This is a genomic window from Bacteroides sp. AM16-24 (assembly GCF_003471885.1).
GTDB lineage: Bacteria > Bacteroidota > Bacteroidia > Bacteroidales > Bacteroidaceae > Bacteroides.
Genome location: NZ_QRKI01000004.1, coordinates 288977 through 303583, shown reverse-complemented (window position 1 = coordinate 303583; position 14607 = coordinate 288977). Strand labels below are relative to the sequence as shown.

Genomic DNA, 14607 nt, shown 5'->3' with positions numbered 1-14607 from the left:
ACAGTTCAATGTATCATTAGAGCTGTTCTTTTTTGTATTTTCTATTTGAAACAGGGCTGTTGCTTATCTTCTTTCATTCAGCATTTTGGGTGTCGGGCATTCATGGTTGTCGATAGGAAGTTTCACTTGCTTCAAATCATCCAATTCATGTATCGGTCTTTCCACTTCGTAAGGGGCACGCAAGCCCGAAAATTCCTGAAAATATAACAGACAGGCATCTTTCCACCATACGGCATCACGTGCCTGTATCTTCAGGCGTGACTGTACATCTTTGAAACGTTCTGCATCGATGTAGTTCTCGGCTAGATCCCATTTTTTCTGAAAGCTTCTTACCTGCTGTACACCATGGTCGTAGCGATAGCAAAGCTCGTCCCATAAAGTACGTCCGCTTTGCATGGTGTGTTGCCAAGGGGCATGATGGAACCACAAGAGATACTCATCCGGACAAGTACGGATGTCATCGTAAAGGTGGCAGAGTGAATCGGGATATTGGGCTGTAGCATTGCTACCCGTATGACTGCGGTCGAAACCTATCCCCTGTTTGTCTGCTTTATGATAGTAAGACGGCATCCAGTCGGGACGTGCACCGGGCACATCGCACCAAGGTTCCGGACCGTAATGGTGTCCCCATGCAAAAAGGTGATGCAGCCCGAGTGGCATCATGTAGTCTACCACAGCCTCGCGGCTTTCCATCATCATGTTATGTATTTCATAGGCAATGGGTGCATGTTTGGGATTGCTTGCATCGAAGAAAGTCTGTTTCAGCCATTCTTCTGCGATTGTTTCCGATGTCAGGGAAGGATTCCAGGCCATGCGTCCGAAAGCGTACCAGTTGGCTTGGGCAAAAGGATGACCGCACCAGTTTGTATCCGTACCTATATTGGCGACACCTGCTATGGCTTTCAGTGAAGACGGCTTCACAAAGTCAAAGAACTCTTCCCACATCGGCGCTAGATAGGCAAGGTGATTGGAGAAGCCCAGATATTCTTGTGTAATCTGGAACTCAACCATCTGTGGAGTCCGGGGCATAGCACCGAATAAAGGACTATACGGTTCGCGAGGCTGGAAGTCGACCGGACCGTTCTTTATCTGTACGATGACATTGTCGCGGAATTGTCCATCCAAAGGCTGGAATTCCAGATAAGCTTGCTTTGCGCGGTCTGCATCCGTTGGGCTGTAGACGAAAGCACGCCACATGACGATGCCTTTATAGGGCTTCAATGCATCTGCCAGCATATTGGCACCTTCGGCATGTGTACGGTTGAAGTCGCACGGACCGGGCTGTCCTTCGGAATTGGCTTTCACCAGGAAGCCGCCGAAGTCAGGGATGGTGCGGTAGATCTCTTTGACTTTCTGCTTCCACCAGGCGATGACATCTTTGTCCAAAGGATCGGCTGTGGAAAGCCCGCCCAGTTGCATGGGGGAGGCAAAGTTGATAGAGAGATACACCTTGATGCCGTAAGGACGGAATACGTCTGCCAGAGCCTTTACCTTTTCCAAATATTCGGCGGAAAGGATTTTAGAAGAAGCATTTACATTGTTCAGTACCGTTGCATTGATTCCGATGGAGGCATTGGCACGGGCATAAGCTTCGTATCTGTCGGAGAGCGTGCCGGGCAGTTCTTCCCAGTTCCAGAGAGATTTGCCGGCATAACCGCGCTCGATACTGCGGTCGAGGTTGTCCCAATGGTTGAGAATACGCAGGTCATAGGCAGGATTCTCCGTTATTTCCAAGTCTGTTTCCGAAGGCTTTCCGAAGTTCCGCATTTCTTGCAGGCGGATCAGGTGATAGGCAGCATAAAGCAGACCCGTTTCGGTGGGGGAAGTAACAGTGAGTTTTTCATTTACCTGTCGTATACGGAAGCCTTCAGAAGATAGTTGTTTGTCTTTCTTCAGCACAAGTGTAACGGGGAGTCCTTTCCATGCCTGCTTCAGTTCATTGACGGCTATGTTTAGTGTCGGAGACTGGCGGGGCGCTGTAATCTGTGCGTGGGCATCTGTCGATTGCCGGAGCCACAAGCGGCTGCCGTCTTCCGCGGATACAGGTTTGAGTAAACAAGCTAATAATAAGAATAAAGAGAGCAGTTTTTTCATAAACAAAAAGTATTGGTTGGTTTATTCATCGGCGGGGTAGTGTACTCCCCATTCGCGGCGTAAGTCATCCATCATGCGCATGATGCGCAGGGTTTCGGCGTGAGGCATATAGGGAGATTCGAGCCACCCGTTCCTCAGAGCTTCCATGGATGCATATACCTGGTATTCGTATCCGGTGATTTGTGGCGGACAGTTGTAGACAACTGCCGTCTTATAATCTTCCGTTACCACCCTGATCCGTTGCGGATTGTTGATGTTTTCAATGATCAGATGGCCTTTGTCACCGGAGATGATGCCTTGGCGGTCGGTCATACTCAGCATACTGCTGTGCAGTACAGCGATTTTCCCATCCTTGAATGTAAGGGTGATGCTATTCTGTGCATCGACTCCGGTATCGGTCTTTACGCAGGTAGAGGTGACACGCTCTACGTCCGTTCCGAAAACCATGGAAGCAAAGTTCAGTGCATACACTCCCAGGTCGAGCAGAGCCCCGCCTGCCAGTGCCGGTTGGCGGAGGCGCTCACGGTTGCCGATTGGGTAACCCAGATTGGCAGACAGCGTCATGGGGCGTCCGATGATTCCACTGGTTACAAGGTCATTGATAGTATGCGATAGAGGCATGTAACGTGTCCAGATAGCTTCGGTGATGAAGAGCTCTTTTTCTTTGGCAAGATTCAGCAGTTCTTCCGCTTGGCGGGCATTGGCGGTGAATGCCTTTTCGCACAAAACCGCCTTGCCTTTCAGCAGACTCATACGTGCATGTTCGAAATGGTGGGAATGGGGAGTGGCAATATATACCAACTCCACCTCTTCATCATCCAGCATTTCTTCATAAGAACCGTAGGCACGGGTGAAACCCCACCGGTCGGCAAAGTCGCAGGCGGTCTGCAACTGGCGGGAAGCGACTGCATAAGCTTCTACTCCCTCCATTCCTTCGAGGGTGATTGCCATCTTTTCGGCAATCCACCCGGTACCTATAATACCTATTTTTACAGTATTCATACTCTATCGGGCAACGGTTAATCCAGTCCTTCGATGGTGATGATACGTCCGTCGGCGTCGTATTCCAGTTCGCATACTTTCAGGCTGCGCAACCAGGTGCGTCCGCCGGAAGGCACGCTGTCGTGATGGAACAGATACCATTTGCCCCGGTATTCCACGATGGAGTGGTGGGTAGTCCAGCCTACCACCGGTGTCAGGATTACTCCCTGATAGGTGAAAGGACCGTAAGGATTGTCGCCGATCGCATAGCACAGGCGGTGGGTATCACCGGTAGAGTAGGAGAAGTAATATTTTCCGTTATACTTGTGCATCCAGCTTGCTTCGAAGAAACGGCGTTCGTTGTCTCCGGCTGTTAGCGGTTGCCCGTTTTCGTCTAGGATCACTACGGCTTTAGGTTCTTCGGCAAATTGCAGCATGTCCACGCTGAGTTTGGCAACGCGTCCGGGGATGGATGGCTCGTTGTCTGCGGGGAAAGTGGCTCCACTTTCCAGGGCTTTGTTGTCGCGATAGCGTTGCAACTGTCCGCCCCATAGGCCACCGAAGTACATGTAATAGTTACCGTCTCCATCATTCAGAACGGCAGGGTCGATGCTGTAACTGCCACGCATCGGGTCAGGTTGGGGGATGAACGGACCTTCGGGACGGTCGCTGATGGCAACACCGATACGGAAGATATCGTTCTGGTCCTTCAATGGAAAATACATATAATACTTGCCGTCTTTCTCAGCTACGTCGCAATCCCAAAGTTGGCGTCCTGCCCAGGGGATATCTTCAGTGGTAAGTACCAGACCGTGGTCTGTGATTTCTCCTTTCATGGGATCATCAGTAGAGAAGATGTGGTAGTCTTTCATATTGAAATGGTCACCGTTGTCATTTTCGGGAATACCACTTTCCCAGTCGTGGGAAGGGTAGATGTAAAGGCGATCGTTGAACACATGAACGGCAGGGTCTGCCATATAATCTCCGGGTACTAAGTATCTCTTTTCTTTCTTCATGATTTTATGATTTTAATGTGGTTAATTCTGATAGTTTCCTGTGGCATAAATGCCGACCATGGTTCCGGTGAAACCTCCGGCTGTTTGCGTGCTTATCAGGTCGGCGGAGACAGGTTCGCCTACTTGCGTCCAGTTACCTTTAGGATTGGTGGAGTAGCTGAAGGTATAGTTTACTGCATTATCTCCTTCTACTTTCAGATATACTTTTTCATCTGTCCGGGGTAGCGGGCTGCCGGCTTGGCTGCACAGTCTGCCATGGCTGTATGTTTCCAGAAGCATGACGGGTTTGCCGTCTTTGTCCAGTGTCTTCCCGAAGCGAATATAGCAATTATCATCATGGAAACAGATAATACCTGCGAAATCCTTCGGCTGTTGTGGCACGAAGTCCAAGCCAGTCTGAGCTGTAAATGTCCAGTTATTAATCCAGCGACCGATGGCGGCGGGCTGACGCTTTTGGTTAAGATCGGTACTGCTGGCGGTCATTTCTAACTGTCCTTTACTGTTTATATTGTAGCAGGGCACCAATGGAGTGCGGATAAAAAATGCTTCTTTAGCCAGTCCGTTTGCTGTCCATAGTGGAGCAGGGCCATAGGAACGGTCGGCGGTATAAGTGATGACGTCACCCTCAGGAAGGATAATGGGCTGATTATCTTTCCAGGTCACCGGGAGCATGAAAGTTTCGCGTCCCATCACGTCATGACCGTCGCGGTAGGGGCGAACGCCAAGGAAGACGGCGTACCAGTCACCATCGGGAGTTTCCACCAGGTCGGCATGACCGACACAGGTAACCGGATTAGGGCGGTCGCCCGGTAAGCCGCGTTGCGTCAATATCGGATTGATGGCACAAGGCTTGAAAGGACCGAACGGAGACGCAGAGGTGAAGATCACTTCCGAGTGGTTGGGACCCGTTCCACCTTCGGCAGCCATCAGATAGTATGTGCCGTTGATGTGGTAGAGGTGTGGACCTTCTATCCAAACGGGATGTTTGGTTTTGTCTATGCCCCCGTCAATAATCATCTTTTGTTTTCCTACGGTACAACCGCTTTTCCAGTCGAATTCGCGTATCCAGATAGCGCGGTGCCCATCATATTCGGGTTTTCCTGCCGGAGCGTCATTGTTCACAATATATGCTTTCCCGTCTTCGTCGAAGAGAAATCCGGGGTCGATGCCGCCCACTTCAGGCAGGAAAGTGGGATCACTCCAGTTTCCTTTCTTCGGATCATCCGTGGTGACGAAGAAGTTGCCGCCACCGTCTACGGCTGTGGTGATCAGATAGAACAGTCCGTTGTGAGGATTGTATTTGATGTCCGGAGCATAGATACCGCCGCTGATACGCAGGCCGTCGTACATGGGCAACTGTGAGGGACGGTTGAGGACATAGCCCAGTTGTTCCCAGTTCATCAAGTCTGTGCTATGCCAGATGGGTACTCCGGGGAAGAAGGCGAAAGAGGAGTTGACCATGTAATAGTCGTTTCCTACGCGGCAGATGCTCGGGTCGGGATAACACCCCGGTAACACGGGATTCAATGTGCCCGGTGTGGTAACCTGATCAGTTGCTTTATCGGTATCCCTGGGGGCTACCGTATACGTAAATTCATCGAACACGGCCTTTTTAGGTTCCAGAATTTCTTTCAGGAAGGGTTTGGGCCGATAATTACGGTCGAAGAGTAGGGGATATTCCCGTCTTCCCGGTACGGGCCAGTCGTTCTTCCAGGAGTCGCTGTCCGATACTCCCCAGGCAGTTACGCGCGTAATGACGTCCGCGTGCTTAATGAAGAGTTCCATGAACGATTTCATGCGTGCATTCCACAGATTGGAAACACTATCCGGCAGAGCTTCGGGATAGGGGTTCAGGGCTTTCTCAAAGGCGACTTTGTCGGCAATATTTGCTCCGCGGTTTACGGTTGGCAAAGCACTCATGTCCCATTCCGTTATCATCACTTTTGCACCTGTGGAGGCAAAGGCGAGAAGGCTGGTTTCATATTCACCTATGCTTGGGTAATCCAATCCCATGTGTCCCTGCATACCTATGGCATCTACGCGCAGTCCTTTTTCTTTAAGTGAATTGACCATGCGCACCACTGCATCGCGGCGTCCCGGTTCGTGCATGCCGTAGTCGTTATAGTAGAGTTCTGCTTCCGGGTCTGCCTCATGTGCATATTGGAAAGCCAGCGAGATATATTCTTCTCCCAGTATCTCGTAGAACTTGCTCCGGCGGTAGCTTCCGTCTCCTTCGATGGCTTCGTTTACTACATCCCAGCCTTTAATGCGACCTTTGTACCGGCCCACGATGGTATGGATATGGCTTTTCAGCCGCTCTTTCAGGATTTCGGGTGAAACATTCTTCCCTTCGGCATCTACGCAGAACCAAGGTGAGAGCTGGGAATGCCACACCAGGCAATGCCCGATGATGAACATTCCGTTATCCTCGCCGAACTTAACGAATTTGTCTGCCAGGCTAAAGTCATATCTGTCTTCTTCCGGGTGTATCACTTCACTCTTCATGCAGTTTTCGGCCACAATGGAGTTGAAGTGGCGGCGCACTATATCGACTGCGCTGGTGTCGCGCCCCGCAGCCTGTTCGGAATTAATGGCGACACCAACGAGGAATTTATTACCGAGAATATCTTTTAGAGTCGGGTCTGCCGCGACAGGTTTGTCACTATTACAAGACATTAATGCGGCAGCGCAAACTGATAATGCTAAATACTTTAATTTCATGCTACTTTAGTATGATTAATCCGTTAGAGGAATTAATGGTCTCCTCCCCGTGCCCGGATAAAGACCAAGACCGGGTTTGTGCAGTATCCGGTCCGTACCAACTCCGTAGCAAATTCGGTTAGAGGTACCTCTATCCGGATATGGTACGGAGCAAATAGGGATTTGAACCCTCTTTGATACGGCTCTGACAGGATGCTGAACGGTATCTAATTCCGCCAATGGGTTATGATTAATAATCTTCTTTACTTCTGCGTTCCGTCAACTCGGCCTGCATCTTTTCATTATACTTCTTTGTAATAGGGTAGAAGTACAGTGCTATAACACCGATAAGGAACGTAATTGCCGGAATAATACTGGATGAAAGCACGATACCATGAATAGCCGATTCGCTTTGTGCAATCCCTGCGCCTGATATATAACCGAAACCGGAGAGCAGGAAACCCAAAATTGCGCCACCGATACCCAATCCGGCTTTCAGTGCAAACACCACACCTGCAAACACGAAACCCGTTGCACGGCGGTGATTGACATATTCCGAATGATCCGCTACGTCGGCAATCATAGCCCAAAGCAATGGAACGGTGGGAGCGTATGCCAAACTCTTGAGGAAGTTCAGGACGAACATTGTTTCTACATCCGTTTCATTCGGGAAATAGAAGAAGGCGGTAAACAGTGCCGTCAGCGCCAGACAAACAATAAACACCGACTTCTTTCCGAAACGGTTGGCCAGGAAACCGGACAGGAAGATAACGCCGAAGAACTGTACCACTGCTCCCAGCATGTTGAACACACCAAAGCCCACTTCATAAGCCTTTTCAGGACTGCTGACAATAAGGCCGAAAGCATTCAGTATCGTATAACCCACTGAGTCACTGGCTTGTGTAGCCACTAATCCCAGTTTATCGAGGAAGGCAAACAGTGCGCCCGAATCCACATAATTTTCAAAGTAGTAGTTCATAGCGCTTCCCCACATGGCGAGGGTAGTGAAAAGGAAGAGTGTCAGGATGAACATGGCCCGCCAAGGAATATTCTTGAATACATCCTTGATGTCTTTCCGGGTATCAGTTTTCTGATTTGCCGGCGGTGTGATACGTTCGCGGCTGGAGAAGAAGGTAATAACCAGGAACACGAAACCGATGACTGCAAATAAGGAAATAGTGCACAGCCAACCGTGCCCCTTATCACCGCTTTCACCAGCAAACTTGCTTACCAGCGGGAGCGTCAAGCCTTGTACCACAAACTGCGCAATAGTAGCGGCTACGAACCGGATAGACGTAATACTCGTACGTTCCTTGATGTCACTTGACATTACACCACCCAACGATGCATACGGGGTATTGTTGAACGAGTAAAGCGTCATCAACAAGGTATAAGAGATTGTAGCGTATACTGCTACCAAACCTTTATCCTCAATGCCGGGGTTGTAGAATGCCAGCACATAGAACATCATGAACGGCAATGCGGTCCAAAGTACCCATGGGCGGTATTTGCCCCATTTGGTTTGTGTACGGTCGGACAATATACCTACGGTAGGGTCTACAAAAGCGTCCACAATGCGGGCAATCAGCATCACTGATCCGGCAATGGCGCCTTCCAGACCGAAGACATCGGTATAAAACTTGGTTTGGTAAATCATCATCATCTGGAACACGAGGTTCGCAGAGCAATCTCCTAAACTATAGCCGATTTTCTCGGCCATAGACACTTTTTGACTTAGTGCGTTCATAGTGCTGTATTATTCAGTTATTAGTTATCTGTCATTTGTTATCTGTCTCCAACGCACTTTCTGCCGCACGTTGTCCCAGGGTTTTCTTATCCAATGGATGTATATCGTTCCATTCGCCTAGGTCGCTGTTGCGGATGAGACGAGTATTCCGGTTGGTTTCGGCTACTTTGGCTTGTTCCTTGCGCATCTCAGCCCATGCTTGCCTACCGCCGATGTCGTCTTTGGACAGGAAGTCCGCCAATTCTACAATGTAGAAAGGTAATTCCGGCTTGTCGAATGTGCTGCGCCAATCAGCAATCATAGCTGTCAACAGTGCGGCGTATTCATTGCGGCGGTCCACATTGGACTCTCCCTGATACCAGAGGACACCACGGATGCCATAGTTTTGTAACGGGGCAATCATGGCATTGTACAGGCATACCGGTTTGTAACAGAAGAACATCATTCCCGGAGCCGGAGGCATGGAAGCACCTAATCTGTATTTCCATTCTCCTTGCAGGCTTACTTCTTCATTTCCGCAAATAATCTTATAAGGCTTCTCTTTTACAAAGTGCGGATAACCGTTATTGCTGATGAGCCGTATAGTTACTGTGTTTTTTCCCGCTTTCAGTACACCTGCCGGAATGGTATAGATGCGTGGAGGATACTGGTAGGAAACAGTACCTACGAATGTACCGTTCACATAGACCGAGTCTGCATCTACAATGCAACCTAAGCGCAAGGTCGCTTCTTTTCCGTTCCACTCCTGCGGTACTTCCACTTTCTTGCGGAACCAGTGCGAACCGTTTATCGGATTCAAACCGTTGCTTCCCCAGTCGGTGGAGAATAAATCGACGGTCTGCCAGTCCTTATCGTTGTAGTTGGCGGCATACCAAGGTGTTGTTTCGTGCAGCCCTGCATCTCCCCGGTATAGGGAAGTGTTCCAGCGATAGAAGTTCAAACCTTCTGTCTGCTTAATGCTTTTCAGATACGCATCATCTTCATATTGCCGTTTCTCATTAATATACTTTGGAAATTCTTTCAGTCCTTCTTCGCTTATCCATGCCTCAACGGGAGTCCCCCCCCAACTGGAGTTTATCAGTCCGATGGGTATACTGTTCTTTTCATACATGGCTTTGGCAAAGAAGTAGGCCAAGGCGGAAAAGTTCATTACGTTTTCCTGCGTCAGCGGTTTCCAGGCAACGTAATCCGGCAAGTCCGCTTGCGGTGCATGGAAGTTGAAGATATTAGGTACTTTCAACTGCCGTATATTTGTGTTCTCATAAGCGGCAATTTCATCACGGAACATATCTGTTACCCGGCTGACAGGTAGTTCCATATTGGATTGGCCGGAGCACAACCATACATCTCCTACCAGAATATCTTTCAGTTCGATGTCATTAACTTGCAGAATGTAAGGTCCGCCCGGTTTCATTGCAGGCAGGGTGAGGGTCCACCTACCGTTTGCATCTGCTGTAACCGTGTAAGCTACTTTCAGTTTACCACCTTTTACACCTGTAGGGGTGGCATTCTTTAGGAACTTCACCTGTACATTTTCTCCGGCATCTGCCGTGCCCCATACTTTGATGGGTTGCTCGCGTTGCAATACCATTCCGTCAGAAATCAAAGCAGGCAACTTTACCTTTGCGTCCACCATGGAAGTAGCGCAAAGGCAAAGCAGCACTGCCAGACTCAACCTAACTTTATTAAACCTAACCTTATTCATATCTAATTTTATCTTTTACCCACAACTTAATTACTACCTACTTATACTCGTACAATTTCACATGAAGTATCTGGAATTCTCCCACTGAGATGCGTACATGTCGCCCTTGGTGATCCTGATCACCATTCAGACGGCGGATATAAGAGAACGTACCGTCCTCGTCCACCTTCACTTCATCTACGGAACCGATGCCACAACGTGCTCCTTTCCACATCACCTTATCACTTATCACTTTATCACCCTTTCCTCCTGCCTGAGCAAATCCGTCTTCGCCCAATGCCTGGGATTTAATTTGATTTTCTGTAGCTTTTTCAAACTCGATAACGATGCCACTACCAGCTACTATATATTCGTTAGGTGCCAGTTTCAGTAATATACCTCCGCCTTCGGGCCATACACTGCCATCGGTGGCGCGCGCATCCCATGGAAGGGTAAAGAAATGGCGGCAAGTTATCTTCAGATCATCCTGATAAATGATACGTTCCTTATTTTCCTGATCGAAAAGTAATCCTTTCATTGTCCCTTTACCTTGATGCTTAGCCAGCAGCGGCATGAACTCCTTTAGCGTACGATAGCTTTTTACCAACGGAGAGTTAGGAGAGTTGGAACCACCTTCGATAGAGAACGGACTGATACCGATGGCATCATGTTCACCAAAGATGTAGAAAGCTCTTACGCCATTATTGTCTGTTAGTTTGATTTCGGGGATAAACAGCGGGTTGTTGTGCAATTTATATTGGGCTACCCAGTCTGTAAAGCCATTGTCGTACAGGTCGGGAGCAAGAAGGTCGATGCTGGGCGCTCCGCAATGCCATATATCAATAAGGTGTGCCAGCGGACCGGCAGAAGGATATTCTCCCGGCTTCCGGTTACGGCTGTTCATGGCAGCGTTCACATATAGTGGAATATTGTAGATGGACCGGGCGCTTTGTGCCATTCTTTCCACATAGCGGGCGTAGTGCCAGGCCATAAATAATTCATCGGTGTAGATATCGGCTCCGAATACTTCTTGCCAGGTACCTTGCTTCTTGCTACCTTGGCTTTCCCATTTTTCAAGCATCCGGGGATGGAGTGTTTTCTTATTTTTCTGCAAGTAGCTCATTAATTCCGCAGGCACCGATGCATTGAACAGTGCGTTGGCTTCTTTAGAATAGTCTCTTGCATCTTCCAGCATACCTATCTCATTTTCTATCTGTATCATGATGACGGTACCTTCCTCTTTATCAATGGCTGCGACGTGTTCCAACCACTTGGAAAAAGCATGGTTGTCGGCTTGGAATACATTTTCAGAGAATGCGCTGGCTATTTCGAGTGGTTTTCCTTTTTGTGTATAAGCACGCGGATATTTCTTATAGTTTTCTTTGAACCAGAAGGGAGCATAACAACTCATGGAGTTTTTCCAAGCACCGAACCAAAGAAAGATAACTTTCAGATCGTTCTGCCGGGCTTGACGGATAACTTTATCTGTGAGGGTGAAGTCGAATTGTCCTTCTTGCGGTTCTATCAAATCCCAGTATGCGGGAACGAGTACTGTATTCAGTCCCATTCGTTGCAGCTTCGGGAAGATACTTTCGATATCTTCTGTGCATGCTGCCGATGAATTTCCTAATTCACCGCCTAAAACAAGAAATGGTTTACCGTCTACTACTAATTGAGTAGCGGTACCTTGTTTTTGTAATGTACTTTTTTGAGCATTTACATACCCAACTGTCATCACACTCAAAACTAAAGTTAAAATCCAATTCTTCATCGTTTGTCTCTGGTATTGATTTGAGATGTTTTCCATTGCAACAAAGATAGTGAGCTATAATTTAGAAAGCTTTTCGCAGTGTTGCAAAAAACTTCATTTCGGTTACATCATTCCTCAATGATGTTACATAATTTTTTGTTTATCGTACATTTCCCTATTTCAAGGGGTAAAATAGGTGTTTTTACCGTATTCGGGAATAGTTTGGTAAATGGTTTGATGAATGGAATCCGGTAAGGCCGGAGCCTTACCGGATTTCCTGTCTTCACACTTTATTCAGCCGGATTTTCTTCTCCTTCTGTTTCATATGCATTCTTCCAGTCGTCACCGCTGAAATCTTCACTGATATCTTTTCCGGCAATACCATCGCATACACCTTTATAGGCATGTTTGCGACCATAGTTTGCATCGAAGAGATTGGGTGCATCGTCTGATAACCAATATTCATGTTCTTTCTTACTGTCGGTTAGCGTCCAGATAGTGATGCCTGATTGCTGAGCTGTTGGGATGTTCTCCTTGTAAGATTCAAAGATCATTTGATAAACGTCAGCCTGTGTGGCCAATTGGCTGGCGTCAGGAGTGGCGGTGCCTACTTGTACGTCCAGTTCCGTTACGCGGATTAACTTGCCGGTTGTTGCCATAGTCTGAAACATAGCGTCTATCTGGTCTCTTGTGATGCTGGTTGATACGTGCATCTGGGTACCGATGCCGTCTACGATAGGTTGTCCTGTGGCATTGTTTTCATCGATGTATTTCACGAATTCAACTAAAGCCGCCAGCTTGCTGGGGTTGCTTTCCAGATTGTAATCGTTTACATACAGCCTGGTTCCTGTAGTACAGTACTTGCGGGCATATTCAAATGCTTTTGCTGCATACTCTTTGCCAATGTAGTAACCCCAGTAGAAATGTCCGTTACCGGCTTCATTACTCCAATTCAGGGTTAAACCACTTTCTTCATTTTCTACAGGTGCGGTATCTCCATCCATGAAGGTATTATCGAATCCACGCCATTTGCTGTTATCTCCGATAGGTTCGTTGATAACATCCCATTCGGTGACGCGTTCCATTCCGGGATGTTGAGCCATATCCTTAATCCAAGCTTCCATAGCAGAGAGCAAAGCAGCTTTCTTTTCTTCTGCTGATTTAGGAATATAAGTGATGGAAGTTCCACGGGTTAGGGCACGTGTAGTTGTTTTCTTTACACCAAATTTAATATTGTCTAAGTAGAAAATGGCTGCATCCTTGCCAAAGTTTATAAGGATACGGTTTATGCCTTCTTTGGAGCATGTATATTCGTGCTCACATAGTACCCATTCGTTGCTTAAAGGGATATTATGATATCCTTCACCGGAATAGTCATTGCTGTTTTGAGTAGCAAACTGCACACCGGCTCCTTCCAGAGATGTTTTGGCATAGAACTGGATGACATAGGTTTCACCTACTTTCAATGGATCATCGAAAGTATAGGCAAACTGGGCCACATAGTAGTCACTTCCGTCTGCGGGGTTGGTTAACACAACGCAATAGTCGCTGTTGTAGCCTTCTCCGCTTGCCGATACCGAGGTGGTCGAACCGTTTCCCCAGCTACCCCAACTACCTTTTGTACCACCTTCAAAGTCACTGTTGTCACCGGACAGGACATTGGTCATCGGGTCTTCTACTTTAAGACCGAACTGAATATCATCGATGTAATATGTAGCACCTACCTTTCCGAAGTTTAATATGATGCGGTTTACATCTTCAAGATCAGTGGTGAATTCATATTCAAAGTCATTCCAGTCGGTACCGATATTAAAATCGTTGTATCCGCCTTGGCTACCGTAAGTTGTTCCGTTCTGGTATTGGAATTGTAGATGTCCGGCACCTGAAGTGGATTTAGCCTTGAATTTAATCATATATGTTTTACCGGCTTGCAGAAAATCATCGAAAGTATAGGCACATTGCGCTTCCCAGGCATTTCCGTCTCCTTTGTTTTTCAATACCATGCAGGCGGTGCCGTCCGAACCCGCACCTGCTTCAACGGTTTGGCTGTCTTTATTGCTTCCCCAGCTTCCCCAGCCTCCGGTAGTTCCGCCGTTAAAGTCCGTTGCGTCACCGCTGAGTATGTTGGCGACACCTCCGCTGCTTTCCACCTTCATGGTGGGAGCAATGAGCGACTTCAGATAATTCTGATTCTGCTGGGTATGCCATAGGAAGTTATGTCCATAGATTTTTATATCGGTGGGTACAGCTTGCAGAAATGCATCTATAGTAGTGAAGTCAAGGCTACCGTCAGACTTCACTACAGCCTGGTGTTTCATTGCATTGCCGGTCGTAAACATCTGGAAGTTCTCGTCAGCTACTTGTTTGTATTGTGCGTCGCTGATATATTGGTCGGCGCCCAATCCCAGACCGATGATCATATTCGGCGTATATTGCTGTGCATACGCTTTTATATAATCATAGTTCGCTAATTTTTCCTTCAGTGCGAGGGGAATATCTGAAATCGTGATGCTTTTATCAGACTCCTTCCACTCCATTATCTGGTCGTCGCAACTGCCAAGAGTCAGTGTACAGGCCATTATCGGAAGAATGATTCTATTTAGTTTCATTTTCTGTATTCTTTAAATGTTCTTAC

At 47.8% G+C, this 14607-nt stretch carries 8 protein-coding genes; all 8 read right to left on the bottom strand.

What is annotated here, in order from left to right:
• Window positions 1–63: 63 nt before the first annotated feature.
• The gene (locus DW182_RS07515) at window positions 64–2094 is read right to left on the bottom strand and encodes an alpha-glucuronidase (RefSeq protein WP_118295148.1); all 2031 of its coding nucleotides are present in this window, start codon (window positions 2092–2094) and stop codon (window positions 64–66) included.
• Window positions 2095–2115: 21 nt separating this feature from the next.
• On the bottom strand, window positions 2116–3096 hold the full coding sequence (locus tag DW182_RS07510; RefSeq protein ID WP_118295147.1) for a Gfo/Idh/MocA family protein: 981 nt from the start codon (window positions 3094–3096) through the stop codon (window positions 2116–2118).
• A gap of 17 nt (window positions 3097–3113) precedes the next feature.
• Window positions 3114–4091: a glycoside hydrolase family 43 protein gene (locus DW182_RS07505; RefSeq protein WP_118295146.1), complete on the bottom strand. Its 978-nt coding sequence runs from the start codon at window positions 4089–4091 to the stop codon at window positions 3114–3116.
• 21 nt (window positions 4092–4112) lie between these two features.
• Window positions 4113–6812 carry an endo-1,4-beta-xylanase gene (locus tag DW182_RS07500; protein WP_118295145.1) on the bottom strand — a complete coding sequence of 900 codons (2700 nt, stop codon included), beginning with the start codon at window positions 6810–6812 and terminating at the stop codon, window positions 4113–4115.
• 229 nt (window positions 6813–7041) lie between these two features.
• Complete coding sequence (locus DW182_RS07495) at window positions 7042–8538, bottom strand: MFS transporter (protein WP_118295144.1); 1497 nt, start codon at window positions 8536–8538, stop codon at window positions 7042–7044.
• Window positions 8539–8569: 31 nt separating this feature from the next.
• Window positions 8570–10243 (bottom strand): sialate O-acetylesterase, encoded by a 1674-nt coding sequence (locus DW182_RS07490; RefSeq protein ID WP_118295143.1) that lies wholly within the window; start codon window positions 10241–10243, stop codon window positions 8570–8572.
• Window positions 10244–10280: 37 nt separating this feature from the next.
• Window positions 10281–11993, bottom strand: coding sequence for a DUF5597 domain-containing protein (locus DW182_RS07485; RefSeq protein ID WP_199678561.1), 1713 nt, complete (start codon window positions 11991–11993; stop codon window positions 10281–10283).
• Between the two features lie 269 nt (window positions 11994–12262).
• The gene (locus DW182_RS07480) at window positions 12263–14581 is read right to left on the bottom strand and encodes an endo-1,4-beta-xylanase (protein WP_118295141.1); all 2319 of its coding nucleotides are present in this window, start codon (window positions 14579–14581) and stop codon (window positions 12263–12265) included.
• Window positions 14582–14607 lie beyond the last annotated feature (26 nt).

Coding starts and splice junctions, on each gene's coding strand:
- DW182_RS07490 (WP_118295143.1), bottom strand. CDS start 10,243: ATGAATAAGGTTAGGTTTAATAAAGTTAGGTTGAGTCTGGCAGTGCTG.
- DW182_RS07505 (WP_118295146.1), bottom strand. CDS start 4,091: ATGAAGAAAGAAAAGAGATACTTAGTACCCGGAGATTATATGGCAGAC.
- DW182_RS07495 (WP_118295144.1), bottom strand. CDS start 8,538: ATGAACGCACTAAGTCAAAAAGTGTCTATGGCCGAGAAAATCGGCTAT.
- DW182_RS07510 (WP_118295147.1), bottom strand. CDS start 3,096: ATGAATACTGTAAAAATAGGTATTATAGGTACCGGGTGGATTGCCGAA.
- DW182_RS07515 (WP_118295148.1), bottom strand. CDS start 2,094: ATGAAAAAACTGCTCTCTTTATTCTTATTATTAGCTTGTTTACTCAAA.
- DW182_RS07480 (WP_118295141.1), bottom strand. CDS start 14,581: ATGAAACTAAATAGAATCATTCTTCCGATAATGGCCTGTACACTGACT.
- DW182_RS07500 (WP_118295145.1), bottom strand. CDS start 6,812: ATGAAATTAAAGTATTTAGCATTATCAGTTTGCGCTGCCGCATTAATG.
- DW182_RS07485 (WP_199678561.1), bottom strand. CDS start 11,993: ATGAAGAATTGGATTTTAACTTTAGTTTTGAGTGTGATGACAGTTGGG.